Raw genomic sequence first — 25,793 nt, 5'->3', positions numbered from 1 at the left:
GAAGGATGATTCTGTACTAACAATCTGAGCCCCAGCAAAACAAGCCCGCACATTAGTTAGAATCCCTATTCCGCCTTTAGTAAATTACTCTAGCCATCCTTTCAGCAAATTTTTAAGTGGCTGGTTATTGAAAATAATTACGCGATATTTACCCTTTCGTTCGGATTTTATAAGCTCTGCATCTTCCAATACAGAAAGATGTTTAGCTATTCCCTGCCGCGAAATGGAAAGATCGTGCTTCATAATGAGACGAGCCGTTAATTCATACAGCGTCATCTCTTTACGTTCGGACAGTTCGTCCAATATAAGCCGCCGAGTCGAATCACCAAGTGCTTTGAATATAGCGTCTTTGTCCCAATTCATATTTCGATTATAAGCAACCTTGCGGTTACTTGTCAACACAAGCAACTTAAGGGTTGCGTAATGGTGATGCCGTATCAAACTCGACGGTAAGCACCAATGTTGTACCATATGGGTTTTCTGGCTCAAACTGCTCAAGGATATTACGGAACAGGCCTAGCCGAATCCAAGCGAACAGACTTGGCCTTAGCTTATGAAGAAGCCAATCTAAAGACATTGGGAATCACCAGAAAATGGTTCGGTATCATGGCGAAAAACAAGTGGTTTGAACAGCCGCCACTTGCTCCCAATAGAAAAGAGCTTGCTCAGGATAAATAAGTTTTCCCCCTCATTTGTGTGAGCGATGTTCCCCCAGTCAATGTTTTACCGGCAGCTGAGCCGGGCTTGACCTTTCGACCAGCTCGGCTCTCTTTTTATTAATCTCCGCCCCCGCCGCAGCTTGAACAGGAACTGCAGGATGAGCAGGAACTGCAGGAGCTGCCCGACCCGCAGCTTGTACTGCTTGATAAAAGCTTGCTGCTGATTTTCATGTAACTGGAAAAATCATCATAATGAAAATAGGACACAGATAAAAAAGGAACAAGCATTGCGTTATAATTTTGCTGATTTTTTCTTTTTCTCATCATTTCTTGTATAGCGCTTTTTTCGTAATTTTTTACTTTCTTTGCTGTTTTTTTCATGGCAGAAATAAGTGAGATCACAGTAGCCATATACTTGCTATCACTCTTAAAATAGAGCTCTATTAGTTCATTTTCCGGCAAACGTTTAAACTCATCAATTATATTTGGAGGTACAGGGAATCTGTAAAATCCCTTATAAAGATGGATATTTTCATTTCTTATGAAAAAGAGCTCACCATACACCCAATCAAAAAATCCGCGTAAATCAGGTTCAGGCGACTTTTTTAGATTCGGACTATGATGAAGAGTGCTTCCTAAATATTCTTTTGAAAAATCATCATATTCACGGGTAAACATGAGCATCTGATGCCACAAATCATCAACCTTTTCGCTGAACATAGGGGACTCTTTTAAAAGAGAAGTCAAAATAAAGTAGCGTTTTAAATCCAGCAAACGCCAGCTGTACTCATTTTCTTTTAGTTTAATTTCTTTCATTACCCTCTATTCTACGTTCCCCATATAAGTTTTACTAAGAGATCTCTCCAGGTGATCACTTAGCTTTTTTAACCCTTTAATCGGCTTTATATCTAATGATTTTGGAGATAAACCAAATTTAAATGAGACCTTTTTTCGCAAAAATAAAATAAACCAGATAACCACTGGAAGCATGAGTAACCAGACCATGTAATCCCCCCTTATACATTTCTTTATTACTATTACGAATTTCATTGTCGAGGGTTCCATATTTTTCAATTTTTATATTCATTAGTCCAAAAGAAAAGCCGCCTTCACGGCAGCGCCCAATATAAGAACTATTTAAGATAATATTACACCCGCATAATCCCCTCTTAGTACTTGTTTCTCATTCTGGTTCGAACAAAGGAAAGAGGCCGCAATGGCCATTCTGTTATGGACATTAAATCGCACCTTCAAGAGTATGTCGAACTCTCTGATTGCCAATGTAAAAGTTGTTCCTGGCGTATATGGATTTGTGAAGAAGGCAGGTCAAATGATACTTGAAGGGAAGGGACTAAGGGAAGTTGAATAAGTCCTGCCTTTTCTATCTTTCGTACAGGCCCGAAAACAACTATTGGTTCTCCATCGAATATTCAAATGATTTTGGTTCTATATCGTATAGGTTTTAAAAAAAATTAAAGGCTGTCCATAAAAGACCGTAACTTAACGATCTTCAGGGACAGCCTCCATCACTTTTGCTATATTCTTTCCTGTTTTGGAACAAAGACGGCAGGTGAAGCACTTATTGCAATGAATCTCTTTTACGGAAGTCTCCTTGCTTTCTTCTTTTAATTTGAGTGGACTAGTGGCAGTCATTAAAAGAACACCCTTTCTATTGGACACAGGTTGAAATTTTTCAATTCATTTGATAAACAGGGAGAGAAATTGTCTCTATCCCCCTCCCTGTTCTTTAAAAAAAGCGAGAATTCCGGTAAAAAGCAGGCTTTAATTCACAGTCTTACTTTCCTTTGTCTCTATTGCCTTTAGATGGGCTTTCTCTTTCACATTTTTCGTTTCTTCATTCTCTTCAGCACCATTTGCTAAGTCACGGGTCGCTTTCTTGAATTCCTTCAACGTATTGCCAAAAGCTCGTCCAATTTCCGGAAGCTTTGAAGGTCCAAATATAATTAACGCAATCACCAGGATTAAAATGAGCCCGGGTATCCCGATATTCTGCAGCATCCTGCACCTCCGTAATCTGGATGGCTATTATCCTCCAGAGAATTCCCATTAAAACTCATATAAATTTAGCACTTATAGAATTGGCATTCCATGACGCTCTAATGCAGCTGCTTCCAGTATGCTCATTCCTTGCTCTTCGGCAAGTGATGCGACTTTGCCGGACACAATCGGGCCGAGGCCGGCAGGCGGAGCAGCATGTCCCATGGCCCTTTGGCGGGCAGAGTTTCGCCTCGCAAATGGTCCCCAAATCGCAAATGTGATACCTGGGGTTTGAATATTTACAAAGAACGTATTTCCATCAGGGGAGAATGCCGGTCCGGCAAATTCAGAGCCATTCAATGTGTTCTCAGCAAAGGTATAAACCTTTCCCTCAGGTGTCAGGCCAATGATTCTGTCATTCCCGCCGCCATCTTCAGCAATCCAAAGGTCACCCCAGGGACTCATACAAATATTGTCTGGCATTTCCAAATCATTTTTATCATTGGATTCATAAAAAAGTTCTAATGTATTTGTGGCAGGATAGTAGCGGTAAACACGGCCAAGGCTGCCATCCCCGGCACTCGTATCGTCAAACCAGAACACACCAGCAGAAAAGAACGCACCTTCTAAGCGGCTAAACTGAATACAGCCTTTGTCTTTGGCATCCTGCTGTGCGCGTTCTGGATTGATTTCCTTCCACACGACGCCAAATTTTTGTCCTTTTTCAAACGAACTTGCTTTAGATGCCGGAAGTTCATCGATTGCCAATGCCTCCAATTTCCCTCCTTTTTGAAGGGAGCCGAGAGTCTGGGTACGGTCATTTGGAGTAAACCGATAAAGGAAGCTTGGGCTCGCATCTTCTGTCAGATACCATATCCCTGTTGCAGGGTCGACTGCACAGGCTTCATGAGAGAAGTAACCCATATCACGGATTGGGGTTTTCGACATTTCGTTTTCCGGATCAAGCGGGTTGACTTCAAAAACAAAGCCATGTCCCAATTCCCGTGTCTCTTCACATGTTAACCAAGTCCCCCAGGTTGTGGAGCCACCGGCACAGTTGCGGATTGTACCAGAACTTGTCACATACTCCTGAATAACCTCTCGGTTCGAACCAACGACTAATGCGGTTGTACCTCCTGCAGCACCTTTGCTCCAAGGATTTTTTCCGTTTACAGGGTATTGAGAATTTGTGCTGTTTTCATGATTCCGTACAAGAATGGTCGTGTTTTTCTCTCCTCTATAAGCAGCCATTCCATCTAGCATGGCAGGCACGAGGTCCCCGTTTGACATTTTATCGCCCGTTTTGGATATAATTTTGTAATGGAACCCTCTAGGAAGATCTAATATTCCGTTTGGATCTTTTACTAATGGGCCATATCCGCCAAAACCACTAGTTGGATTGTTGCCTGGTGCTGCAGCTAATGTCTTTGTGATGCCGCCTAAAGAATAGACACCCGACGCTCCTAAAGCAACTGCTAACGTACCTGCTCCTCCAGCTTTTAAAAAGTCCCGTCTGTTCATGCCGCTATTGTTCAATCTCATCCGCCTCCTGATAAATAATTTGATGACTTATGATCCTTTGCTTCCGTGTCCACTATCATAAGTTATCAGACTATTCTTAAATGAATATTAAATATATGTAAGGCTTTAGTAAAAACCTATTAAAAATATCGATTAATTTTTCATTGATGAACTGGTTAGGATCTTGAAATAGGCGTTAAAAAGATTCTCATTTTCATAGATTTAGGATCTAATTTAAAAGACTTATAAATAAAAAAGGACAGCGAAACTTTGACCTGCTTTTGTCAGCACTTTATTCATATGGGATCTATCTGTAGTTTGGGGGATTATTGGAGAATGGCTTCAAAACTATAAGCTACTTTTTGTACGATCATTCGAAAAAAAAGTGTCTTGAAAGCCAGCCTTTCAAGACACCTTACAATGATTAACTTATCATTCACACATCACATTGTACTAATATCAATTACAAATCGATACTTCACATCTGAAGCTAATACTCGTTCGTAAGCATCATCTATTTGATCAGCTGTAATGACTTCAATCTTTGGAACGATGTTATGTTTTGCACAGAAATTCAGCATTTCCTGAGTCTCACGGATGCCTCCAATCATTGAACCCGCAAAGGAACGGCGATGGCCGATGAGTGAGAACACATTGACTGACAATGGCTCTGCAGGAGCACCCACGTTAACCAATGTTCCGTCAAGCGTGAGCAGTGAGAAGTAAGCATCTATGTCGATTTTCGCACTTACCGTGTTAATAATTAAGTCAAACGTTCCGGCAAGTTTTTTGAAAGTTCCCGGGTCGCTTGTGGCAAAGTAATGATCTGCTCCGAATTTCAGGCCGTCTTCTTTTTTATTCAATGTTTGCGAAAGGACTGTCACTTCTGCACCCATGGCATGTGCAATTTTGACAGCCACATGGCCAAGGCCGCCCATACCGACAACCGCTACTTTCTTGCCCGGCCCAGCTTCCCAATGATTTAACGGCGAATAAGTAGTAATACCCGCACAAAGCAGCGGGGCTGCCGCATCAAGCTCAATGCTATCAGGAATTCTGAGTACGAACTCTTCCTGTACTACAATGTGCGTAGAATAGCCGCCTTGAGTAGGCTCGCCGTATTTGTCCACACCCGCATAGGTTTGGATATTTCCTTTGAGGCAGTATTGTTCTTCTCCTTTACGGCAGTTTTCACACTCACCGCAGGAGTCAACCATACATCCGACTCCTACCCGGTCTCCTGCCTTGTACTTTGTCACCTCAGCTCCTACTTCCGCAACAATTCCTGCAATCTCATGCCCGGGTACGAGCGGATAGTTCACAGGCCCCCACTCCCCGTGAGCAGTATGAATATCGGAGTGGCAAATGCCGGCATATTTAATTTCAATCAGAACATCATGCAAATCCAGATCACGCCTTTTAATTTCAGCCGCTCTAAACGGCTTGTCGGGACCATCAACAGCCCGCGCTTTAGCAGTTATCATAAATAAGACCTCCTGTATTTTTTAAGAGAATGATAGATTTAAAATAGTACTCAATTATGTCCCATCATTTATCTCTTTTCACAACCATGTTAAGGCTTATAGTTAACTCTAGGTCAAGCGATAAATTTAAAATTTTTTTCATGCTCATTAAAGTGACTTTGACATTTACAAAATACCATGGTAATCTCACGTCATACCTTATAGTTAACTCTAGGTCTACATCCATAAGAATAGGAGATAAGTAATGAAGACATACACGATCAGTGAAGTGGCAAAGGAATTGAATCTGACAGTATATACCCTCCGCTACTATGATAAGGAAGGTCTGATGCCTTTTGTAGGACGTACCCCCAGCGGAAACCGCTTGTTTAAAGAATCCGACCTTAGCGCTCTAAAAGTAATAGAATGCCTGAAAGCCACCGGGATGCCTATTAAGGAGATAAAAAATTTCATTGATTGGTGTTCTGAAGGGGATGCCACACTGCAGCAAAGATATGACATGTTTCTGGAGCGAAGAGCAAATGTAGAAGCACAAATGGAAGAACTAAGAAAAACAATGGAAGTCATCGAGCATAAATGCCTATACTACAAGACTGCACTGGAAGCCGGAACGGAAGATATTCATAAAGAAGATAAAATAGAGATTAATAGCTGACAGAAAGCCGCCTGTATTTAATACAGATGGCTTTCTTTTTAACTAAAAAAGGGCTAATAAAAATCACAGGACACAATCCAGTCATGTTTTTCTTGATATAACTGTCTGCAATGTTAAAATAGGCCTTTTCATTAGAACTTAATTGAAATACAAAGGGGTACTCTTCTCCAAAAGAAATTCCATCTTGAGCAAAAGCAGGATACTTTTGATCTTTCATCACTATAGAGATTGAATGAAAATTCCTGTTAGGTTAATTGACAGCTATATTTCAGTTTTTATTAACTGATTAATTGACCTCTGCCAATCCGTTTCAAAAATTTATAGAATGTCTCCCGCTTTTTCCCCATTTGTGAGTAGACAGATATAATCTTTTCTACAACAGCGTACAGTTCTTCTGGCGTAAGATTCTCCACCAACAAGGAACCAACCTCAGCGTCTTTGCCTTTTGCTTTGCCTCCAACATATAAATTGTAATGCTCTCTAATTTTCATAATACCTATATCGCTTAACAGGGGCTCACCGCAGCCAATAGGGCAGCCAGTATACGCAACCTTTAATGTAAAGGGAACAGGCTTGCCGGCTATACGGCGATTTATCTCTTTTGCTACTGGCATTCCCTCTTCCTCTTCCCCTTTGCAAAAATTACAGGTCCTTAAGCTTTTAATAAAGGATCCAACTGGATAACATGCTAACCCGACATGCTGGAATTCCGCTATAATCTCTTCCTTTTTATTTTCTGGTATCTCTATATAGAGTTGTTGAAAAGTTGTTAGCTCAAGTTCTTCATCTTCATCCATATACTTTGAAATCATCAATAGTTGTTTAGAGGAGAGTTTTGCACCAAATCCAATTCCTCCGTTTATAGCTAGTTTTATTTTTTTTGAATCATTCTCCATTTTTTTCTCCCCTTTACACTCCTTTATTTACCCTACCAACGGAGGGTATAATAAATGGTTAAAAGTATAACTTCCTCAGTATCTAGCTGCAGGAAATATCTAATTTTATATTTTTAGTATCTTCTTTATTTCACCTATATTTTGTTCAAACCCAATAAGGACCTTAGGCTTACTCATCCAACCTAATAAGGATTTATTTTTAAACACAAAAGCTGGAACAATTCTAGTACCCGTAATTTTAATTAGATCTTCCTCTTTATGCGGTTGTTTTGTTAAATTGTATTCAATATAGGATATTTTATTTTGGGAAAGAAACTCTTTCCCCGCCTGGCAGTCTGTTCATGTAGGTCTTGTATAAAGCTCAAGCTGAACTTTTGTCATAATAATCACTTCTCCTTTTTTGTTTATTTAACTTCTATAACGAATGGGTAGACATTCACTTGTCCTTCAAATTTGAATTCAGCCCAAATCTTATAAATGCCCGGCTTATCAAATTTCGTGTCAAATACTGTTTTATCATCTGCCACAGGATGAACATGGATATATTTTTCTCCATCTTCATCCAAGACAACAACATGGCCTAAGGCGCCTAAATGAGGCTCAGGTTTTGCATCCTTCAAATCAAAATTAAGAGTAACCTCTTTGCTGATCTCAAATGATTCAGCAGTTAATTCAACCGTTTTACCATTGATTGTCTTTGTAAAATCCGTATCGGCAGCGAGATCGTTATTACCGTGTTCATGATGCGCTTCACCAGCATGGAATTCAATAGGCATTACTGAATATTGAAGACCTTTTGGTTTTATATCAACGAAAGCTTTATATGAATTACCCTCTAAACTTACTTTCTGTTTGTAGATTCCATCTCCCATTTTCTCTGGATGTAAATGATGGTACTCTTGTAAGTCTGAACCTACGACAATAAAGTGCATGTATTTTTCATGGGAAACTTCCAGTTCCGGAACATGGTTATTTTTATCTTTTAACTCAATGGTGATTTCTCCGTTAGCGTAGGATACTTTTGGTGTAACTTCGCTAATAGTATTTGTACTATGGTCCCCGTGGTCGTGGTTCATATTTTCTCCCTCCTGATTAGTAGTTTTTTGATTAGCGTGTTCCTCAGTTTTTGGATTTATACTTGCATACACATTGTAGCCTGCGATAACTGCCCCAAGGTACACGATAGCCGAAAGCGTCCAAATCAAAATACCTTTTTTCAAAATAGGTCCCTCCTTTCTACATTTAAGCTTTTAACTTAATCCTTTGAAGCCTTAGTGCGTTAAGAACAACCGATACAGAACTAAACGCCATCGCTGCCCCCGCTAACCAAGGAGCTAAGAAACCAGCTGCTGCGATTGGAATTCCTATGACGTTATAGGCAAGTGCCCAGAATAGATTTTGTTTAATATTCGTGATTGTTTTCTTACTCATGAAAATCGCATCTGCAATACTCGATAAATCACCTCGGATGAGGGTGATGTCGGCTGCTTCCATTGCCACATCGGTACCTGTACCAATCGCCATACCGATATCAGCTGTCGCAAGTGCAGGGGCATCGTTGATTCCATCCCCAACCATGGCCACTTTTTTACCAGCTTGCTGAAGCTTTTTTACTTCTTCAGCCTTGCCTTCTGGTAAAACCTCCGCAATGACTTTCTTAATTCCAACTTGGTCCGCAATAGCTTTTGCTGTTTGGGTATTATCCCCTGTGATCATTACTACTTCTAAGCCCATTTTGTTTAAGCGGGCAATGGCTTCTTTAGATGTATCCTTAATGGTATCAGCAACGGCAACCATACCTGCATAGCTGCCATCAATTGCTACTAACATAGCTGTCTTCCCTTGCTTCTCCAAGTTCTCCATTTTGGACAATACTTCATGAACATTGACACTATATTTAGCCATGAGTCTTCGTGTCCCGATTAATAACTGCTTACCTTTCACCGTTGACTGGATACCGAAACCAGGGATAGCTTCAAATGCCTCCGATGACCCAAGATTAATTCCTTTTTCTTTGATACCTTCCACAATGGCTTCTGCAAGTGGATGTTCGGAGTTTCTTTCAGCTGTGCCAACCAGCGTAAGAAATTCGATTTCATCTATTCCTTCTGCTAAAATGACATCCGTTAAGGACGGCTTACCGTTTGTAACTGTCCCTGTTTTATCCAGGATAATCGTATCTAAACGATGTGTTGTTTCAAGGTGTTCCCCACCTTTAAATAAAATCCCAAATTCAGCTGAACGGCCTGAACCGGCCATAATCGAAGTTGGTGTTGCAAGACCAAGGGCACAAGGGCAAGCAATAACTAGAACCGCAATGAATTTTTCAAGAGCATCTGCAAAATCTCCAGGATTGATATAGAAAAACCACACAAGGAAAGCAATAATCGCTATACCAACTACAATCGGTACAAAAATACCTGAAATTACGTCTGCCAATCGCTGGATTGGTGCTTTAGAGCCTTGGGCTTCTTCAACTACCTTAATGATTTGAGCTAAAGCTGTATCTTTTCCAACCTTTGTTGCTTTAATTTTCAAGAATCCATTTTTATTAATTGTTGAACCAATAACGCTATCTCCAATCGTTTTATCAATTGGAATACTTTCACCCGTTAACATTGATTCATCAAGGGCTGATCTTCCTTCCACAATCTCACCATCTACCGGTACCTTTTCACCAGGTTTCACATAAACAATATCCCCTTCTAAAACTTCTTGGATTGGGATAATCATTTCTTGGCCATCACGAACGACTGTTGCATTTTTCGCCTGAAGTCCCATTAACTTCTTAATCGCCTCAGATGAGCGGCCTTTCGCCTTCGCCTCAAACAGTTTACCTAATAGAATTAAGGTAATAAGAACAGCACTCGTTTCATAATAGAGCTCAACCATGTGGCCATCGGAGCCTATCGATGCAAAGCTTAGATACAAACTATAGAAATATGCAGCTGATGTACCAAGAGCAACTAGCACATCCATATTTGCACTCTTGTTTCTTAACGCCTTATAGGCCCCAACATAAAACTGTTTACCAACCACAAATTGAACTGGTGTCGCCAGGGCTAGCTGTACCCAAGGATTCATAAACATGTCGGGCAGCCAAACGAATGACGTAAATTCAAAATGACTAACCATTGCCCACAATAGCGGGAATGATAAAATGGCAGAGAAAAGAAACTTTCCTTGCTGCTTTTCTATCTCTTTTTGTCGATGGTCAACCTGTTCCCCTGCATTTTCTTTCTTTTGTTCAAGGTTATAGCCTAACTTTTTAATTGCCTCTTTCATTTCAGGGATAGAAACTTGCTCAGGATTATATTCAACCAGAACAGTTTCTATTGCATAGTTAACCCCTGCTTTTTCAACTCCATCCAACTTATTTAAGCGTTTTTCAATTTTATTGGCACAGGCTGCACAGGTCATTCCTGTAATATCAAACTCCACTTTCTCGCTTACAACGTTATACCCTAAAGATTCGACTTTCTCCTTAAATTTTGCTGTGCCAGTTTTATCTGGATCATATTTGATGTTTGTTTTCTCAAGGGCAAAGTTCACGTTGGCGTCTTCGACTCCATCGATTTTCTTCAATCCTTTTTCAATTCTTGTTGCACAAGCAGCACAAGTCATTCCAGCAATTTGAAGGGTTGCTTCCTTCTGGCTCATATTTTTCACTCCTATCGCCCCCATACTCCAGTGGGGTATGTTTTTATTCCGAAAACAGATCGCGCTGAAAAGGGCACGATCTGTTTCATTTTTATTTAACAAATACATAAACTTAGGCTGGTTGTTCGATATCATATCCTTGTTCTTCAATAACATCTGTAATTTCGTTCAAGCTTACTGTATTTGAATCAAATGTCACATCCACCTTACCTTCTGAAAGATGAACCTTGACAGACTTAACACCCCTTAACTTCCCTACATTACCTTCAATTGAATTGACACAATGCCCACAAGACATTCCTTGAACGTTAAGTGTTACTTGTTCCAAAAAAATTCCTCCTTAACATTGTTTTTATACTATACCTACGCTGGGTATAAAATAAACAAAAAATTTTATTTAGTAATTTTAGAAATGGTCGTTAAAAACTCCTTCACAATGTCTGGATCTTCTTCCTTCAACATTGTTACACACGTGTTTATATGACTCTCTAACAAAACTCGGGAAATATAATGCAGCCTGAGCATTTGATGCAAAATATTATCACAATAAGTTTGCTTAATCATCATATTTTTTATTCCTTTAATTTGCCCTTCTATTCTGTTCATCCTTTTAATGAGCTTTTCCTGTAAATTATTCAGATAATTACCTGTGCCTTTTTCTTGACTTGCTACAACAGGATTCCTTAGAAAGCAAAAGTAGATATGCCAATCATTCCACCCCTTTCATTTTTTTGTTTATGTGATTAATTTTTATTACGCTTTTAATTTACCATACCCATGATGGGTATGTCAATAAGTAAAAAATAAAGCCAGCAATCGCGTGCTGGCTTTTGTTATTGTGACTTAGAAAATCGTTTAAATACATCCATTAATTCCTGAATCGCTTCTTCTCCATTACCATCTTTAATAGCATCTGAAACACAATGTCTTGTATGATTTTCCAGCAGATGAAGCCCAACATTATTCATGGCTGAATTAATTGCAGATATTTGAGTTAGGATATCTACACAATACCGGTCATTTTCAATCATATTTTGAATGCCGCGTACTTGCCCTTCAATCCTTTTTAATCGAGTGACTAACTTATCCTTTTCTTTTGTTGACCTATGGGTCAACTTTTCTTCTTCAGAATTATGCATAAACTCTCTCCTTCTTATACATTAAAGTATACTCAACTGGGGTATGATATATTGTACCATATTATTTTAAGGTCTATTTAAGAGAAATTTTAAGTCTGTGTTTTTCATTTGAAGATATCTCGACTGTCGGTGCAAAAGAATAGTACCAAGTAATGGGGAAGGGTTATCATTTTTTTTATTCGTAATTGAACAATAAGAAAATGCCGCCATGTTAGAACCCTTATGCCCAGTTATCACTTTCATCTATAAAGGACAGTATTGATTTACTATTTTTAAAAGACGTTCTGGGTTCTCAGAAGGTACAATTTCCGCCAGCCTTGCCGCCGCAATAATTGGTGCCCATTGTAACACTTCATCTTTTACCAAACCACTTTTCTCACAATAAATCTGCAAATACATCTCAGCTAATTCATGTGAAAAATGGGAATATAAAAGATATGTACGGTAAACGTCAGCGCGAATATCCCCTGCACTGGAATCCACCCAATCAATTATTGCCACATTGTTATCCGACATAATCAAATTAAACAAATGATAGTCTCCATGACAGAGCCTACTCTTAAATGTCATCCTATTTAAACTTTTTATTAAAGCTGACTTATGCTTATTATTCAAACTGTTAGCTGATTCAATCTGACGGCTTAATTTTTCAGTCATGTTTTCAATTGAATGAGCCTCAATCTTATGAATTTCTTGTTGAATGGCAACTGAAATATTCATGTAATATTCTGCTTGCTCCATGTTTTCGGAAAGAATATCGCCTATTGATCTACCCTTGATGTATTCCATTATTATAGCTTGTTTCCCATCTATTTTCGTAACATCTATTATTTTGGGTACAGAAAGTCCGCGCGAATAAGCATATTTTTGCTTTTCGCATTCAATAAGAGATTCCGTTTCGGACAGGTAGTCATTAAATACTTTGTAAATATTGTTTTTATATAGATAGATTTTTGCTGTATTTCCTATTGCTATTGGAGTACCTAATTTCATTAGTTTCTCTCCTTAACTTTCCTAACCTGCAACAACTGTTAATATTATATTCGCCTCCCTATCTTTAGAATCCTTGTTCAACTAAACTTCCCGCTTAGTTTAAAAAGAAAAAAGCTGCTCGATTCGCAGCTAATTTTGTATATAAGCACCCATTAATTCAATACCTTTACCAATTCAATTTCATCTCTGATCGGAATACCATCATTTCCAATTAAGGGTATCTCGGGTTTTAACTTTCTTGCTCTCTCCACCGCATTATTAATAATTTTGGACAGGATAAATCCTCGTTTCTGATAAAACTTTAATGCTAATAAATTATCGTTTGTTGTTATGAGTTTAAGGATTTTGCAATTATTCTTTATTGCAAGACTTTCTACTTCTTGAACTAACGATGTACCTATCCCCTTACCTTCTTCCATACTATCTAATGATATAATTTCGCATTCCTTATCTTTAATTATGTATGTGATTAAGCCAATGATATTGTCTTCTTCATTTACAACAGTAATACCATCTAATGCACTACAATCATAAATTCCACTGGATGTAACCATTTCTGGGCTTCCCCATTGCAACTTAAAAAACTCTGTTATTTTATTTCTCGGTAAATCCTCAACTGCGCAAGTGTTCATTATAAGCCACCTCAAATGTTATAAAATCTTTTTCCCCGCTTGTGTAAAATGAAAAAAACACCTGGCTGGCAGCTCTTGAATCTTTCACATAAATTCATCATGTAGAGCCTGCCTATTATCTTTTAGAATAGAATATACATAGGTATCGTGTGCTTCCCCATTTTGCTGCATATAACCTCTTAGAATACCCTCTTTTTGAAACCCGGCTTTAGTCAGCAATTTATTAGATGCCTCATTATCCATAAATACAACTGCCCCAATACGAGTAAGATCCAATTCTTGAAATCCATATTGAATAACTTTCGACACAGCTTCGAAAGTATACCCTTTTCTCCAATGTTCAGGATGTATTTCATATCCTATTTCTGCACGCTTATGTTTATGGGACAATGCATTGAAGCCAACAGTCCCGATTATTCCTTTCTTTCCTTTTAATTCAATTCCCCAGCGCATTCCTTTTTTCTCCCTGTAGCTATTTGCAAAAAAGTCAACAAGTGCTTCAGCTTGTTCCCTCTTTTCTAATGTTTCCTGCCCATAGTAACGAGTTACATTGTCATTAGAAAAACAAGCGTATATACTCTCGGCATCTTCTTTCACTATTTCTCTCAGCTTTAATCTTCTAGTCTCTAATGTCGGTATCACTTTTCTCTCCCCTTAACTCCTATAGCTATACTCTTTCTTGAAAATATCTGAAGAATATTTCCATCAGGATCTGATATAAAAATGGCATGGAAACCCTTCTCCCTATTGGTCATCACCTTGAAATTTTCTGTTTGCAGCAGTCGATAATAGTAAAATATCTTTAAAGGCTGATGGTTTTTAACTGCTGATGAAAATTCATTTATTATATTGTCATTGTATGGCTGTTTATTAGTATCTGGAGAAGTATTTTTCTTTAATGAAGTTCTTGCTCGGTGAAGGGCTGTTTTAATTGATTCATTACTGACTCTCAGCATTGCGGCGATTTCCTCAGAAGTATATTGGAACACATCTTTTAACGTTATTAGCATAGCCTGACGGAGTGGAAGTGTACTATATAAGATTTCTAATAGACTGTCCCACTCCGTAAAATCCCAACTTTTCTCAAATAACTCATGAGGATCGATCAGCATTTCACTTTTCTTGCGCTTTTCATCAATAAAAATATTTTTGGCAATGGTGTACAAAAAGGTTATGTTAATCACCCGGTCTGGCTCTTTTTCTTTTATTTTGAAAAATTTAATCAGTGTCTCCTGGGTTAAATCCTCGGCCAGCCATTCTGAGGATGATAAGGATAAACAATATTTATACAGCCTCAAAGAAATCTCCTCAATAGTTAAAGACTCTGTAATCATTATATCCCCCAAAAATTTTCATTATTTTGTAACTTTTCTTTCATTATAATCGTTTGTATAGGAACAAAAAATAAGGAGTGTGATTTTGCATGTTTAAGGTAGGCAGTATTTTTATTCCGGTTACAGATTTGGAAAGATCTAAAAAATGGTATGAAGTAAACCTTGGTCTAACGAAGGTCGATGAGTGGCAAGAAAATGGGGCTGATCATGGTGTGGGTTATGTTTTTGAGAATGACGTCACAGGTCTTGCTTTAATAAAAACAGAAAAACCTCAGCCAACAGAATTTACTGTCAAAGGAAAAAATAAAAACGTATATTATAATTTCGAAGTAGATAATATCCAGCAAGCTTACAATCGGTTAAAACAAAATGGAGTGGAAACAACAGACATTCATGATTATGGGATTATGAAAGGGTTTGATTTCTTTGACCCTGATGGGAATACCTTCAGTGTGGTAAGCGAAGAAATGAATTCGCCCTATCATAAAGACAATTTGTAAACTTAAATAGTGGAAGCAGCGAATGGTATGCTTCCACTAACCTGGCCTTTTAGCATGCAAGGATACCTCCTGCTCCATTAACCATGAAGTCTTATACCTTCAGCTTTACATCGCAATGTATAAAAGAACTGGACGATTTCTTTCTCGCAAAGAATAGACTGCTTCATTTTTTCTAAAGTCCTTTTCCCCACCCGCCTATCTATCAAGGCAAATATTTTAATCAGCATGTTGTTGGATTTTAATGATTCTTCAATAGGCAGCAGAAAGTATTCCTCTACGGCATCAAAGAAATCATACTGAGCAAAAATCCCTTCGTCTAATACCCATTCATGTGCTTCATCCCAATCGTTATAAGGGATATGTTTCTCTCTTTTTATTTCATAAGTTCTTCTGTTTAGAGCGGTCTCAGAAGTAATGGTACACATATTGATGACTTCCTTTTTATCAACCGTAATATAGGCTCTCCCCAATTGATCGTGAGCCCTCCTGTAATTGGTCACTGTAAACTGCAGCCTTTCTTTCAGAGAATCACATTTAAAACTGTCTAATCTTTTCTTTACCTTGCTCCATTGCTGATTCCGCAACATTTAATCCCCCTAAATATTTTCCATTATCAAAATCCCTTCAGATTAATTATCTTAAAGGGTCATTCAATTAACAACCTTTTTATTCCATCTCCAGTAAGCAGGACAAAACCAAAAAGAATTCCCAAATCCCCTTTAGCCAACAACAATTCTAATGTTACACTAGAATTAATGGAATAATTTTGAAATGGGGTTAAGGTGATGGAGGAAGTTATTTTAGAAATTAGTGATTTGAGAAAGAACTATGGTCCGAAGTCCGTGCTGAATGGTGTATCTTTTCAGGTGAAAAGCGGGGAAATCATCGGGTATATCGGCCCGAACGGCGCTGGGAAAAGCACCACTGTCAAAATCATGCTTGGCATTGAAGATGATTATTCAGGACAAGTCAAAATCTTTGGCCAGGATATTTCAGATGGGAATATTGAATATAAAAGAAAGATCGGATATGTGCCGGAAATCGCTGAAGTATACGATAATTTGACCGGCCAGGAATACTTAACCTTTGTTGGCGAATTGTATGGCCTTGATACGGACCTCGCCAGTGATAAGGCAAAAAGCCTGATGGAACTATTCGGCATAGGGGAAGTCTACCATTCCCGGATAGCCTCCTATTCAAAAGGAATGCGTCAAAAGCTCCTCATTATCTCTAGCTTACTGCATAATCCGGAACTTCTGTTCTTTGATGAACCCATCAATGGTCTGGATGCGAACAGTGTTATGATATTCAAAGAAATCATGGCGCAGCTTGCCGAACAGGGAAAAACGATCTTTTATTCTTCTCATATTATGGATGTGGTTGAAAAGATAAGCAGCCGCATTATTCTTCTGCATGACGGCAGAATTGCTGCTGATGGCACCTTTGAAGAGTTAAGGCAGCAAAATACGGAAGGTTCACTTGAACAGATCTTCAACCAGCTTACGGGATTCAGTGAACATAAGGAACTTGGTGCCAGATTTGTTTCAGTAGTAAGGGAGATGTAGGGATGCAGGACTATCGCACTCTTAAACTATTGGATCGTTTTGAGCGGATTTTCAGCGGCTTTGGCGTAGACTACAAGATAATGAGAAGACTCCTGCAAGTAAAGCTGACGATGGATGGACGGCGTGTGCCCACCATTTTCTCGCAGAATGCCAAAAATGAAAACAAGGAAAAAAACAATCAGTACATAAAATCTTTATGGATTTATGTATTGTTTGGGCTGTTTTTGATTCCATTTGTACTTATGGGGGACAATTACCTATTCCAGATGAGCCTCTTTTATGGGATTTTCACCTTTTTCGTTATGACCTCCATGATTTCCGATTTCTCTTCGGTTTTACTGGATATTCGTGATCGAAACATCCTGTTTCCAAAGCCAGTCGACCGAAAAACGATCAGCACGGCAAAAATGGTGCATGTTACGATTTATCTTTCTTTCCTTACCATTGCGCTTGCTGGAATCCCTTTGATAGTGGGACTTATCAAAAATGGGCTCTTATTTTTCCTTATTGCTGCGGTAAACATCTTCCTGATTGACCTATTGGTTGTTGGTTTAACCGCACTGATCTATTTATCGATTTTGCGATTTTTTGATGGGGAAAAATTAAAAGATATCATCAACTATGTCCAAATTGGGCTTTCCCTTATGATCATGGTTGGCTATCAATTGCTAATTCGCTCTTTTGAGTTAATTGACTTAACGGTCTCGCTTCAGCCAAAGTGGTGGCAGGTGTTCATCTTTCCAATGTGGTTTGGGGCAAATATCGAAATGATGATGAAGGGCAGCTTCCAGCCGTTTTATCTCATTTTTTCAGCATTAGGACTCATTGTTCCGATCCTGTCCATCTGGATTTATATGAAATTTACCAGCACCTTCGAGCAAAACCTGCAAAAGCTTGCTTATCATGGAAAATCCAAAGAAAAGAAACGAAGTATAGTAGGGCAATTCCTTCTCAACATCATTTGCTGCTCACCTGAAGAAAGAGCAGTTTTCAGATTTGCCGGCAGCATGATGAGAAATGAACGGGATTTTAAGCTGAAAGCCTATCCGTCTCTTGGTTTTTCCATCGTGATTCCGTTTATTATTATAATGAATACTGTTCGTGAAGATTTTGTACAGCTATCTGACAGCAAGTCGTATTTAACGATTTACTTTAGCTTAATCATCATTCCGACCATCATGATTCTTCTAAAGTATTCAGGGAAATATAAGGGTGCCTTTATTTACCGGGTTGCCCCCCTCAAACAGCTAAAGCCGGTTTTCAGCGGTACCATCAAGGCATTTATCTTTAAGTTATATTTGCCAGTTTACTTGCTTTTAAGTGCACTATTCCTTTTCCTGTTCGGGGCAAAAATTCTGCCTGATCTTGTCGCTGTATTTATCAGTGCCTGTCTATATGCGGTCATTTGTTTTATGGTCCTAAAGAAAGCTCTTCCCTTTTCGGAGTCTTTTGATGAGTACAATCAAAACGGCAATAGTGCCATTATATTCGGATTAATGCTGATTGTAGCCTTATTTGCCGGACTTCATTTCGCCAGCACATTATTGCCATATGGAATCTATCTGTATTTGGGGATTTCGATTATTTGCCTGGGTATTTTTTGGAAGCTGGCTTTCAATATTAGTTGGGAACAGATTGTTGAATAACCCGATTGGCGTTTAACAAAGGATGGTCATTTTGATATCGGGATAACCGCATAAATTCTCCTTCGCAGATTTTAATCTGCATATGTTATATGCTTTAGCTGCCAATATTGGCAGCTCTTTTTTTGCCTCTTTTAGTAGTGTCACCTGATGTTTTTTACGAATTCCAGTCTTCTTGCAATAAAATAGACATCCCCAAAAGGATGCCTGTTATAAATAGAATTTTTATTTATTATCTGGACTAAAACTAACTTGATAAACGACATCCCAATCATGCTCGCCCCCATAACCAGGCCACCTCCATATTGCCTAAGTTAATAGCTGCAAATATAGCTGTTGGGATCGTTTGTGTTTTTTCTGGGATATTTCCAGTAACTAAATGGCTGATGATTTTTGGGCACCAGTTGTTATGAATTAATTTATTTGAGGCCTTTAAACCCATACTCTTCAAAAATACTCATTGATTTTTCATTCTGAAGATAATCATAGAATAACTTGGCTTCCTTTGGATGACTTGTATCCTTAACAACGCCCAAAGGATAAATAATGGCATCGTGAGTGTTTTCATCTGCCGTGTCCACGATGTTAACTTTTTCAGATACTAATGCATCCGTTTTATAAACAATTCCAGCATCCACATTATTTGTCTCTACATATGTAAGTACTTGCCGAACATCTTTGGCATACACCACTTTTTCTTCTGCGTTTTTCCAAATACCCGTATTTTCTAAAGACTCCTTCGCATATTTCCCTGCAGGAACAGATTCTGGAGTGCCGATAGACACTTTATCTGCTTCAGCAAGATCATTAAATGATTTGATTCCAAATGCTGAATCTTTCGGCACCACTAGTACAAGTTCATTCCCAACTAAATCGATCCCATTCTTTTCCTCGATGAGCCCGTCCTGTACTAACTTATCAAATTTATCCTCTGCAGCTGAAAAGAAAAGATCAACAGGTGCTCCCTGCGAAATTTGCTGCTGAAGAGAGCCTGATGCTCCAAAGTTAAAGTTTACAAGTACATTCGGATGTTCTTTTTCGAAGCTTGCTTCAATATCTATTAAGGCATCCTGCAGGCTTGCTGCTGCCGAAATAGTCAATTCCACTTTCTCTTCGGTTCCTTCCTGCTTCTCCTCTCCTGATTTTTTAGTTTGGTCATTATTTGAACATCCAGCCAATGATAAAAAAAGGACTATTAATAAAAAAAATAACAGGTACTGCTTTTTCATTATAAATCTCCCTTCCCAATTTGTTATTTCCGATTATAACTAATTATAACTGCTAATGCCCTGGTTATCGTCAGATACTCTGGGCAAATACAGTGAAAAAATCAGCCTGCAAGGCGATAAGATCTTTTTACCGGAAGCTTCAACAGCTATATTCTATAAACAGCTGAAAGAAACCAGCTAGTGTCCATTATGAAAGAAATTCAATCTTCCACACAGTTTCAGTCAGAAGTAAGTCATTAAGGGATTATAATACTTCCAAGACAGGAGTATGAAACATACTAAAAAGGGAAGGCACAATGCCTTCCTTTTAATATTTTTGAACCAGCAGTGCATGCTTAAATGAATCCCGCTAATACAGCTTATTACTGTCCTCTGCAGCTCCTATCGCCTCAGATAATTCCGTTAATGAATGGTATAAAACATTGCTGTTTTTCGTTAATATAATGAAATTCATATTATTATAGAATCGGAATCCAACACCCGTTAGCTAAATCAAGAAAAAGCTGGCTCCTTCAGCCAAGATTTCATTAGCACAACAAGCTCATACATAACTTAATAATCGATGGTGATAATAACAAACGAGGTGAAATTTGTGGTTCATAAAATATTGCTTTCATTCATTCACATATTTTTGCTAATGAATCTAATCGTAGTAAATGCACAAACCAGGCCGAATATTGAACTTCTTGATATTGAAAAAAATGAGATAACAAAGACAGTCCCAACAAATCCTAAGATACAATTCGAAGCTGAAAAAATAATTAAAGAAATTGATAATGTTGTTAAAAAGTTAAAACCAATTCCAGACAAAGGCTACATGATTAAAATCCCCTTAGAGCCGTCTCATCGAGTAGAAAACAAATGGATATATGCTTTGATTGATGAAATGATCATTATCATTCCAAAAAACGAAAAGCCATATTTACTCTTATTTGATGATGAAAATAAATCTTACTTTTTCACCTTTGACTCAAAAATTGATCCGTTACTAAAAACATTAGATTTTTCTCTTTAACAACCCCTTATCGGTCTTTGTAACATTTTCAACAAATCTGCCTATTTAGTTAAAAAAAGCAGGTCGCAGAAATAGCTCTCTTTAACAAAATTAATAATTCGTCTATTTTATTTAAAAATAAATGATTTCGATGTTAAAAATCCATCTAGAAGAACAGTTGTCCCAGAAACCCTGCAAATAGGACTGATATGATAAAAACAGGTATTGAAATGAATATTTTATTTCGTAATTTAATAACCTCGAATCGTCTATATAACTTACTTACAGCGGTAAAAAGAATAAACAGGATAGGCAAACTTATACATATGGCGATTAAATCAACACGAGTAAATGGTTTACTGATATATTTATCAAAGTTGATGTTAATAACAAAGAGTGTGGAAAATAAAAAGAATTGATAAAAACAAAATCTAAAATAAATCATAGGTTATTACCTCTATTATGTATTTTTTAATCTGGATCCTTATTAACCTGTATATTAAGGCAGTTCCAAAAAAATAGCGTTAATCCCCTCCTGGATCAACGCCTCAATCATTAAGAGCGCACTACTGCCCCTTTATCTTTTCACTTAGATATTCACCGAAAGTGATTTTTCCCATTTTTCGAGCAGGATTGGTATTTTTCCCATCACAGAAAGATTTATATAGTTTTCCAGTTAGAGATAAGCTTAAAACTTTATTTGGTTCATTATTTAGTTTGATTTTCAGTTCAGCCATTTCTCTTAATGTCATTACATCTGGTCCGCCAAAATCCTCCGCTCTTCCTTGTGGTTCTTTATCCACTAAACCTATTAGATGCTCAGCGAATTCACCCGCATCTACACTTTGGCACTTAAATTTATCCGGGACAATATATCTTTTAAGAAAGGATTTGGATAGGAATAAATGATCAATAAAATGGTGGAACTGAGTTGCGCGTACAATTGTATGAGAGATAGAGCTGTTTTTCAGCAATTCTTCTGCTTCTAATTTTAGCTTATAATAGTTAAATGGTATTTCATCAATCCCAACAATTGACGGATAAATAAAATGTTTTACGTGCTGTGCTTTTTTTAATAGCTCCTTAAAGCCTGAAACCTCAACACTTTTTGAATTCTTCATTGGACTTGTTGCTGCGTGAAGGATGACATCTGCATCTTTTACTGCTTCTTCTAACCCTTCACCTGACGATAAATCGCTATAAATCCACTTGAAATCTTCAATTCCATCAGGTTTTCTTCTAGAAGTTAATTTTACTTTATAACCAGACTCCTTTAGTTGATTAAGTAAAGCTGAACCTAGTTGGCCTGTGGAACCGGTGACCAGTATTTTCAAGTACAACACTCCCATTCTAATGGGTTTCCTTTATATTGTATTATTCAGATATTTGGTGCTATATTCAACTAAACTGCCAGTTTTTATATAAAGAAAAAGCCGCCGTAATGGCAGCGAAATACAAAACCTGTTCATTAAACTGTAGTCTTCAGGAAGTCAGGCCCCCAAATTTCTGCAATGAATCTAAACCCTCAGCGAGCCCCGGAAACCCCTTGCACCATAGTACGAATCGGCTCCATTGTGATACACAAAAACAGTGTCGTAGCGCCGGTCACAAAAGATCGCCCCGCCAAGTTTTCTTATATTCTCAGGCGTTTGCACCCAGCTAGAGGTTTTCTTATCGACATGTTCAAGCTCCTGAAGCTCCCGGTATTGCTCTTCGGTTAAAAGCTCAATGCCCATGGCAGCTGCCATATCCATAGCACTGTTTTCCGGCTTGTGTTTCTTCCGTGCCTCCAGCGCTTCACGATCGTAACAAACACTTCTCCTGCCTTTTGGACTTTCAGCTGAACAATCATAAAATATGTATTCGCCGGTCTCTTGATCATGGCGTACAACATCCGGTTCGCCTTCAGTTGCTTCCATTTCATTGAGTGACCACAATTTTTCAGGATTAGCCTCGAGCTTAGCTTGTACATCAGCCCACTCCACACCTTCATGACGGTGCATGTTTTTCTCAAAACGCGCTTTCAGAGTTTCCAGCAGTTCTTCACGCTGTTCTGGTGACAGCTCCATATTTCCCATTGTCAAATTAACTCCTCCTAGTTTGTACTCCATTATAATATAATTATGACCCTTAAGGGCGATTTGATAAAAGTGGAACAGCATTAACTTTTCATAAGCCACCTTCGGACTCGCTCAAGTTGATTTCCCGCTTCTCTGTCCGAACCTCCTTCACCTTCGGACTCGCTCACGTTGATTTCTCCCTTTTCTGTCCGAACCTGCTCCACCTTCGGACTCGCTCAAGTTGATTTCTCCCTTTTCTGTCCGAACCTCCTCCACCTTCGGACTCCTTCACGTTGATTTCCCGCTTTACTGTCCGAACCTGCTTCACCTTCGGACTCGCTCACGTTGATTTCTCCCCTTTCTGTCCGAATCTTCTCCACCTTCGGACTCCTTCACGTTGGTTTCCAGCTTCTCTGTCCGAGCCTCCTTCACCTTCGGACTCGCTCACGTTGATTTCTTCCCTTTCTGTCCGAACCTCCTCCACCTTCGGACTCGCTCACGTTGATTTCTCCCCTTTCTGTCCGAGCCTGCTCCACCTTCGGACTCCTTCACGTTGGTTTCCCGCTTCTCTGTCCGAACCTGCTCCATCATCCTCTCTTTATGGAATAACACAAAGATACAAAAAAAAACACTAACAAATATGCTGCCATTTGTTAGTGTTTTCCAATCTATTATGAAGCTTGTTGCTCAAATCTTTCTTCTGCTGGAGGGTTAAATTGCCCTTCCCACTTGGCAATAACAATAGCCGCAAGTGAGTTCCCCACCACGTTAACAGCTGTTCGGCCCATATCAAGGATACGGTCGATGCCGGCAATAAAGGCAAGGCCTTCTGCAGGTAATCCAATTGTGCTGAAAGTAGCCAGCAGCACGACAAAGGATACGCCTGGCACGCCCGCCATTCCTTTGGATGTCACCATCAGTACTAACATTAACGTAATTTGCTGTCCTATGCTTAATTCTATGCCAAACATCTGTGCAATAAATAAAGAGGCAATTGCCTGGTATAAAACGGATCCATCCAGGTTAAAAGAATAGCCTGTCGGAATAACGAATGACGAAATATGTTTCGGGCTTCCCGCTTTCTCCATTTTGTCCATGATTCTCGGAAGCACTGTTTCAGAACTTGCAGTTGAGAATGCCAAAATCAATTCTTCTTTAATCATCTTCAATAATTTAAAGATGCTGAACCCGACAACTTTGGCCATTATCCCCAACACAACAAGAACAAAGAAGATCATGGCTCCATATACAGTAAGTGCCAGCTTGCCCAATGGAATCAATGAGGCAAAACCATACTTGGAAATCGTTACACCAATTAAGGCAAATACTCCGATTGGTGCATACTTCATAAATAGGTTTGTCACATAGAACATGGCCTTTGCCGTGCCTTCGAAAAATCTCAGTACTGGCTTTCCCTTTTCCCCAATTGCTGCAATTCCAAGGCCAAATACAACAGCAAAGAAGATAATCGCCAGCATATCGCCTTCAACCATGGCTTGTACAGGATTAGTAGGTACGATATGCAAAAATGTATCTGCTATCGACTTGCCTTCCTGCTCTTTATTGGTTTCAACATAGCTCGAAATGTCACTTTGCTGCAGGCTGTCCATATTCAGGCCGGCACCAGGCTGAATAACATTACCTGCAATGAGGCCCACCACAATAGCAACCAAAGTCATGCCAATAAAGTAAGTCAATGATTTACCGCCAAGCTTCCCGACGGCTTTTAAATCACCCACACCAGCAATGGCAACAATAATTGTTGATAGTACAATAGGAACAACAATCATTTTAATTAAGCGGATAAAAAGATCGCCAAAGGGCTGCAGCACACTTTGCGCCGTTTCACTTCCATAGAAAATACCGCCAATAGCGATTCCTAAAATAAGACCGATGAAAATTTGAGTGGCTAAACTTAATTTAATTTTTTTCATCAATTACCCTACCTTCTTGTTTAGTTTTATACGTGCTGCGCAGGCAAGGGAAACAAAGATGAGATCCTGATAAAAAAGAAAATCGACAAAAATGCTGGTTTTGTCAATTCACACTATTTCATATTCTCTTATGTTTCCTTAAACGCTGACGAGGTTAGCTTTCGGGTTAGGACTGCGGAAACAGTAAGCCCTTCCATAGTAGGATTCACCCCAAGCGGAAACTCCGCTGTAAATAATGGGTCCCCCGTTCTTAAAATAAGATTAAGCATAAATCACTATATCATTATATTATTTCAAGATATTTTTTGTAAATAGTTAAGTTTTCCCGGCAGTAAACTAAATGGCCTCTTTAACACACCAAAAAAAGCTGAAATTCAATGAATTTTCAGCTCTAGGACTTGTTATGGGAAATCAATATTAATAGCAATAATAAATATAAGGACTATCACGGATAATGCTGTATTTACTGACCACCACCTTATTTCTGCTTTTGTCAGTACACGGTCAATGATGAAAAAAGAGACAGCAGAAACAAGACTAAGTTCTTTTAATACTGAACCAAATAGAATAAAAAGGAGGCAATTTCACGATTAGTGTTTGCAATGAAAATCTTCTTGCTCAACCAATCACTGAACATCGAAGTGATTACTCCATAGGCAGCGACAAACATAAGATTTAAATAATATAAATTAACAAATGCATTCATATCAAAGACTGTTGGCACTGAAAAAATCAGTACAAATAACACACTGCTAAGAATGGATGTTAAGATCTTTCTCCTCAAAATAATGGACATTTCCCACTTGATCCTTTATAGAGGCTAAATAATAGACAGTAAATTTTATAAATTGAATATAAGCAAAACAAAAAAGGCATTTGGCTCCGCCTGCGCCAAAT

General features: G+C 38.6%; 31 protein-coding genes, 1 pseudogene and 1 riboswitch. Of the genes and pseudogenes, 7 read left to right on the top strand and 25 right to left on the bottom strand.

Annotation, left to right across the window (positions count from 1 at the left end; genetic code table 11):
- Window positions 1–84 precede the first annotated feature (84 nt).
- Window positions 85–363: an ArsR/SmtB family transcription factor gene (locus A361_RS03645; RefSeq protein ID WP_019379534.1), complete on the bottom strand. Its 279-nt coding sequence runs from the start codon at window positions 361–363 to the stop codon at window positions 85–87.
- 96 nt (window positions 364–459) lie between these two features.
- Here A361_RS03645 and A361_RS03640 point away from each other — a divergent pair, with 96 nt between their 5' ends.
- Window positions 460–678 (top strand): DUF3231 family protein, encoded by a 219-nt coding sequence (locus A361_RS03640; RefSeq protein WP_009335311.1) that lies wholly within the window; start codon window positions 460–462, stop codon window positions 676–678.
- Window positions 679–776: 98 nt separating this feature from the next.
- On the opposite strand, the gene A361_RS03635 is transcribed toward A361_RS03640, so the two are convergent.
- Window positions 777–1,475: a hypothetical protein gene (locus A361_RS03635; RefSeq protein WP_019379535.1), complete on the bottom strand. Its 699-nt coding sequence runs from the start codon at window positions 1,473–1,475 to the stop codon at window positions 777–779.
- Window positions 1,476–1,481: 6 nt separating this feature from the next.
- Window positions 1,482–1,664 carry a hypothetical protein gene (locus A361_RS30770; RefSeq protein WP_019379536.1) on the bottom strand — a complete coding sequence of 61 codons (183 nt, stop codon included), beginning with the start codon at window positions 1,662–1,664 and terminating at the stop codon, window positions 1,482–1,484.
- A 211-nt stretch (window positions 1,665–1,875) separates the two neighbouring features.
- Here A361_RS30770 and A361_RS30390 point away from each other — a divergent pair, with 211 nt between their 5' ends.
- Complete coding sequence (locus A361_RS30390) at window positions 1,876–2,028, top strand: hypothetical protein (protein WP_009335315.1); 153 nt, start codon at window positions 1,876–1,878, stop codon at window positions 2,026–2,028.
- Window positions 2,029–2,441: 413 nt separating this feature from the next.
- Here the strand turns inward: A361_RS30390 and tatA are convergent, their stop codons facing one another.
- From tatA to A361_RS03620, 3 genes are all read right to left on the bottom strand, one after another.
- On the bottom strand, window positions 2,442–2,678 hold the full coding sequence (gene tatA, locus A361_RS03630) for a twin-arginine translocase TatA/TatE family subunit (protein WP_009335316.1): 237 nt from the start codon (window positions 2,676–2,678) through the stop codon (window positions 2,442–2,444).
- A 72-nt stretch (window positions 2,679–2,750) separates the two neighbouring features.
- Entirely contained in the window at window positions 2,751–4,199 is a 1,449-nt protein-coding gene (locus tag A361_RS03625) for an alkaline phosphatase PhoX (RefSeq protein ID WP_033196443.1), read from the bottom strand.
- A gap of 422 nt (window positions 4,200–4,621) precedes the next feature.
- A complete protein-coding gene (locus tag A361_RS03620; RefSeq protein WP_019379539.1) occupies window positions 4,622–5,662 on the bottom strand; it encodes an NAD(P)-dependent alcohol dehydrogenase in 1,041 nt (346 codons plus the stop codon).
- 244 nt (window positions 5,663–5,906) lie between these two features.
- On the opposite strand from A361_RS03620, the gene A361_RS03615 reads away from it, so the two are divergent.
- Window positions 5,907–6,317, top strand: coding sequence for a MerR family transcriptional regulator (locus A361_RS03615; protein WP_019379540.1), 411 nt, complete (start codon window positions 5,907–5,909; stop codon window positions 6,315–6,317).
- Here A361_RS03615 and A361_RS30190 read toward each other — a convergent pair.
- The 12 genes and pseudogenes from A361_RS30190 to A361_RS03560 all read right to left on the bottom strand — a co-directional run bounded on the left by A361_RS30190 (window position 6,307) and on the right by A361_RS03560 (window position 14,971).
- Window positions 6,307–6,534, bottom strand: a complete 228-nt coding sequence (locus tag A361_RS30190) for a hypothetical protein (RefSeq protein WP_026041540.1) — start codon at window positions 6,532–6,534, stop codon at window positions 6,307–6,309. The genes A361_RS03615 and A361_RS30190 overlap by 11 nt on opposite strands.
- 61 nt (window positions 6,535–6,595) lie before the next feature.
- Window positions 6,596–7,213, bottom strand: a complete 618-nt coding sequence (locus A361_RS03605) for a nitrite and sulphite reductase 4Fe-4S domain protein (RefSeq protein WP_019379541.1) — start codon at window positions 7,211–7,213, stop codon at window positions 6,596–6,598.
- 105 nt (window positions 7,214–7,318) lie between these two features.
- A pseudogene (locus tag A361_RS29240) lies at window positions 7,319–7,537 on the bottom strand (glutaredoxin family protein); the annotation flags it as partial.
- Window positions 7,538–7,617: 80 nt separating this feature from the next.
- Window positions 7,618–8,433: a hypothetical protein gene (locus A361_RS03600; RefSeq protein ID WP_019379542.1), complete on the bottom strand. Its 816-nt coding sequence runs from the start codon at window positions 8,431–8,433 to the stop codon at window positions 7,618–7,620.
- Between the two features lie 22 nt (window positions 8,434–8,455).
- Window positions 8,456–10,873 (bottom strand): heavy metal translocating P-type ATPase, encoded by a 2,418-nt coding sequence (locus A361_RS03595; RefSeq protein ID WP_019379543.1) that lies wholly within the window; start codon window positions 10,871–10,873, stop codon window positions 8,456–8,458.
- A gap of 112 nt (window positions 10,874–10,985) precedes the next feature.
- Window positions 10,986–11,201 (bottom strand): copper chaperone CopZ, encoded by a 216-nt coding sequence (copZ, locus tag A361_RS03590; RefSeq protein WP_019379544.1) that lies wholly within the window; start codon window positions 11,199–11,201, stop codon window positions 10,986–10,988.
- Window positions 11,202–11,266: 65 nt separating this feature from the next.
- Window positions 11,267–11,440 (bottom strand): metal-sensing transcriptional repressor, encoded by a 174-nt coding sequence (locus A361_RS30765; protein ID WP_236888053.1) that lies wholly within the window; start codon window positions 11,438–11,440, stop codon window positions 11,267–11,269.
- 266 nt (window positions 11,441–11,706) lie between these two features.
- Window positions 11,707–12,012 carry a metal-sensing transcriptional repressor gene (locus A361_RS03580; RefSeq protein ID WP_009335325.1) on the bottom strand — a complete coding sequence of 102 codons (306 nt, stop codon included), beginning with the start codon at window positions 12,010–12,012 and terminating at the stop codon, window positions 11,707–11,709.
- A 243-nt stretch (window positions 12,013–12,255) separates the two neighbouring features.
- Complete coding sequence (locus A361_RS03575; RefSeq protein ID WP_019379546.1) at window positions 12,256–13,005, bottom strand: phosphotransferase family protein; 750 nt, start codon at window positions 13,003–13,005, stop codon at window positions 12,256–12,258.
- Between the two features lie 152 nt (window positions 13,006–13,157).
- Window positions 13,158–13,637, bottom strand: a complete 480-nt coding sequence (locus tag A361_RS03570) for a GNAT family N-acetyltransferase (RefSeq protein WP_019379547.1) — start codon at window positions 13,635–13,637, stop codon at window positions 13,158–13,160.
- Window positions 13,638–13,721: 84 nt separating this feature from the next.
- Complete coding sequence (locus A361_RS03565; protein WP_019379548.1) at window positions 13,722–14,279, bottom strand: GNAT family N-acetyltransferase; 558 nt, start codon at window positions 14,277–14,279, stop codon at window positions 13,722–13,724.
- Entirely contained in the window at window positions 14,276–14,971 is a 696-nt protein-coding gene (locus tag A361_RS03560) for an RNA polymerase sigma factor (protein ID WP_019379549.1), read from the bottom strand. The genes A361_RS03565 and A361_RS03560 overlap by 4 nt, the downstream gene beginning before the upstream one ends.
- Before the next feature lie 89 nt (window positions 14,972–15,060).
- Between A361_RS03560 and A361_RS03555 the strand changes: the two genes are divergently transcribed.
- Window positions 15,061–15,471: a VOC family protein gene (locus tag A361_RS03555; protein WP_019379550.1), complete on the top strand. Its 411-nt coding sequence runs from the start codon at window positions 15,061–15,063 to the stop codon at window positions 15,469–15,471.
- Between the two features lie 77 nt (window positions 15,472–15,548).
- Here A361_RS03555 and A361_RS03550 read toward each other — a convergent pair whose 3' ends face one another.
- Window positions 15,549–16,058, bottom strand: a complete 510-nt coding sequence (locus A361_RS03550) for a hypothetical protein (protein ID WP_019379551.1) — start codon at window positions 16,056–16,058, stop codon at window positions 15,549–15,551.
- A gap of 198 nt (window positions 16,059–16,256) precedes the next feature.
- On the opposite strand from A361_RS03550, the gene A361_RS03545 reads away from it, so the two are divergent.
- Complete coding sequence (locus A361_RS03545; RefSeq protein WP_019379552.1) at window positions 16,257–17,036, top strand: ABC transporter ATP-binding protein; 780 nt, start codon at window positions 16,257–16,259, stop codon at window positions 17,034–17,036.
- Between the two features lie 2 nt (window positions 17,037–17,038).
- Window positions 17,039–18,682, top strand: a complete 1,644-nt coding sequence (locus A361_RS03540; protein WP_019379553.1) for a hypothetical protein — start codon at window positions 17,039–17,041, stop codon at window positions 18,680–18,682.
- A 416-nt stretch (window positions 18,683–19,098) separates the two neighbouring features.
- On the opposite strand, the gene modA is transcribed toward A361_RS03540, so the two are convergent.
- Entirely contained in the window at window positions 19,099–19,908 is an 810-nt protein-coding gene (modA, locus tag A361_RS03535; RefSeq protein WP_019379555.1) for a molybdate ABC transporter substrate-binding protein, read from the bottom strand.
- A 637-nt stretch (window positions 19,909–20,545) separates the two neighbouring features.
- Between modA and A361_RS03530 the strand changes: the two genes are divergently transcribed.
- Window positions 20,546–20,923 (top strand): hypothetical protein, encoded by a 378-nt coding sequence (locus A361_RS03530; RefSeq protein WP_236887974.1) that lies wholly within the window; start codon window positions 20,546–20,548, stop codon window positions 20,921–20,923.
- Between the two features lie 545 nt (window positions 20,924–21,468).
- On the opposite strand, the gene A361_RS03520 is transcribed toward A361_RS03530, so the two are convergent.
- From A361_RS03520 to A361_RS03505, 5 genes are all read right to left on the bottom strand, one after another.
- Complete coding sequence (locus A361_RS03520; RefSeq protein ID WP_236888051.1) at window positions 21,469–22,245, bottom strand: SDR family oxidoreductase; 777 nt, start codon at window positions 22,243–22,245, stop codon at window positions 21,469–21,471.
- A gap of 174 nt (window positions 22,246–22,419) precedes the next feature.
- The gene (locus A361_RS03515; RefSeq protein WP_033196451.1) at window positions 22,420–22,980 is read right to left on the bottom strand and encodes a DUF4256 domain-containing protein; all 561 of its coding nucleotides are present in this window, start codon (window positions 22,978–22,980) and stop codon (window positions 22,420–22,422) included.
- Window positions 22,981–23,198: 218 nt separating this feature from the next.
- Window positions 23,199–23,342 (bottom strand): hypothetical protein, encoded by a 144-nt coding sequence (locus A361_RS29810; protein WP_157888520.1) that lies wholly within the window; start codon window positions 23,340–23,342, stop codon window positions 23,199–23,201.
- A 291-nt stretch (window positions 23,343–23,633) separates the two neighbouring features.
- Entirely contained in the window at window positions 23,634–24,896 is a 1,263-nt protein-coding gene (locus tag A361_RS03510) for a cation:dicarboxylate symporter family transporter (RefSeq protein WP_009335337.1), read from the bottom strand.
- Between the two features lie 128 nt (window positions 24,897–25,024).
- A riboswitch (cyclic di-AMP (ydaO/yuaA leader) is annotated at window positions 25,025–25,174 on the bottom strand.
- 269 nt (window positions 25,175–25,443) lie between these two features.
- Window positions 25,444–25,692 (bottom strand): hypothetical protein, encoded by a 249-nt coding sequence (locus A361_RS03505; RefSeq protein ID WP_051005523.1) that lies wholly within the window; start codon window positions 25,690–25,692, stop codon window positions 25,444–25,446.
- Window positions 25,693–25,793 lie beyond the last annotated feature (101 nt).

The sequence above is a fragment of the Cytobacillus oceanisediminis 2691 genome, from assembly GCF_000294775.2.
Lineage (GTDB): Bacteria > Bacillota > Bacilli > Bacillales > Cytobacillaceae > Cytobacillus > Cytobacillus pseudoceanisediminis.
This window is presented reverse-complemented; position numbering and strand designations above follow the sequence as displayed.

Bases quoted from the DNA above. Each gene is read 5' to 3' on its own strand.
- A361_RS03640 (WP_009335311.1), top strand. From the start codon at position 460: ATGTTGTACCATATGGGTTTTCTGGCTCAAACTGCTCAAGGATATTAC.
- A361_RS03530 (WP_236887974.1), top strand. From the start codon at position 20,546: ATGAATCTAATCGTAGTAAATGCACAAACCAGGCCGAATATTGAACTT.
- A361_RS03580 (WP_009335325.1), bottom strand. From the start codon at position 12,012: ATGCATAATTCTGAAGAAGAAAAGTTGACCCATAGGTCAACAAAAGAA.
- A361_RS03540 (WP_019379553.1), top strand. From the start codon at position 17,039: ATGCAGGACTATCGCACTCTTAAACTATTGGATCGTTTTGAGCGGATT.
- A361_RS03560 (WP_019379549.1), bottom strand. From the start codon at position 14,971: ATGATTACAGAGTCTTTAACTATTGAGGAGATTTCTTTGAGGCTGTAT.
- A361_RS03555 (WP_019379550.1), top strand. From the start codon at position 15,061: ATGTTTAAGGTAGGCAGTATTTTTATTCCGGTTACAGATTTGGAAAGA.
- A361_RS03615 (WP_019379540.1), top strand. From the start codon at position 5,907: ATGAAGACATACACGATCAGTGAAGTGGCAAAGGAATTGAATCTGACA.
- A361_RS03625 (WP_033196443.1), bottom strand. From the start codon at position 4,199: ATGAGATTGAACAATAGCGGCATGAACAGACGGGACTTTTTAAAAGCT.
- A361_RS03505 (WP_051005523.1), bottom strand. From the start codon at position 25,692: ATGTCCATTATTTTGAGGAGAAAGATCTTAACATCCATTCTTAGCAGT.
- A361_RS03550 (WP_019379551.1), bottom strand. From the start codon at position 16,058: ATGTTGCGGAATCAGCAATGGAGCAAGGTAAAGAAAAGATTAGACAGT.
- A361_RS03515 (WP_033196451.1), bottom strand. From the start codon at position 22,980: ATGGGAAATATGGAGCTGTCACCAGAACAGCGTGAAGAACTGCTGGAA.
- A361_RS30770 (WP_019379536.1), bottom strand. From the start codon at position 1,664: ATGGTCTGGTTACTCATGCTTCCAGTGGTTATCTGGTTTATTTTATTT.
- modA (WP_019379555.1), bottom strand. From the start codon at position 19,908: ATGAAAAAGCAGTACCTGTTATTTTTTTTATTAATAGTCCTTTTTTTA.
- A361_RS30765 (WP_236888053.1), bottom strand. From the start codon at position 11,440: ATGATGATTAAGCAAACTTATTGTGATAATATTTTGCATCAAATGCTC.
- A361_RS30190 (WP_026041540.1), bottom strand. From the start codon at position 6,534: ATGAAAGATCAAAAGTATCCTGCTTTTGCTCAAGATGGAATTTCTTTT.
- A361_RS03605 (WP_019379541.1), bottom strand. From the start codon at position 7,213: ATGGAGAATGATTCAAAAAAAATAAAACTAGCTATAAACGGAGGAATT.
- A361_RS03595 (WP_019379543.1), bottom strand. From the start codon at position 10,873: ATGAGCCAGAAGGAAGCAACCCTTCAAATTGCTGGAATGACTTGTGCT.
- A361_RS03570 (WP_019379547.1), bottom strand. From the start codon at position 13,637: ATGAACACTTGCGCAGTTGAGGATTTACCGAGAAATAAAATAACAGAG.
- A361_RS30390 (WP_009335315.1), top strand. From the start codon at position 1,876: ATGGCCATTCTGTTATGGACATTAAATCGCACCTTCAAGAGTATGTCG.
- A361_RS03575 (WP_019379546.1), bottom strand. From the start codon at position 13,005: ATGAAATTAGGTACTCCAATAGCAATAGGAAATACAGCAAAAATCTAT.
- A361_RS03620 (WP_019379539.1), bottom strand. From the start codon at position 5,662: ATGATAACTGCTAAAGCGCGGGCTGTTGATGGTCCCGACAAGCCGTTT.
- A361_RS03645 (WP_019379534.1), bottom strand. From the start codon at position 363: ATGAATTGGGACAAAGACGCTATATTCAAAGCACTTGGTGATTCGACT.
- tatA (WP_009335316.1), bottom strand. From the start codon at position 2,678: ATGCTGCAGAATATCGGGATACCCGGGCTCATTTTAATCCTGGTGATT.
- A361_RS03510 (WP_009335337.1), bottom strand. From the start codon at position 24,896: ATGAAAAAAATTAAATTAAGTTTAGCCACTCAAATTTTCATCGGTCTT.
- A361_RS03635 (WP_019379535.1), bottom strand. From the start codon at position 1,475: ATGAAAGAAATTAAACTAAAAGAAAATGAGTACAGCTGGCGTTTGCTG.
- A361_RS03545 (WP_019379552.1), top strand. From the start codon at position 16,257: ATGGAGGAAGTTATTTTAGAAATTAGTGATTTGAGAAAGAACTATGGT.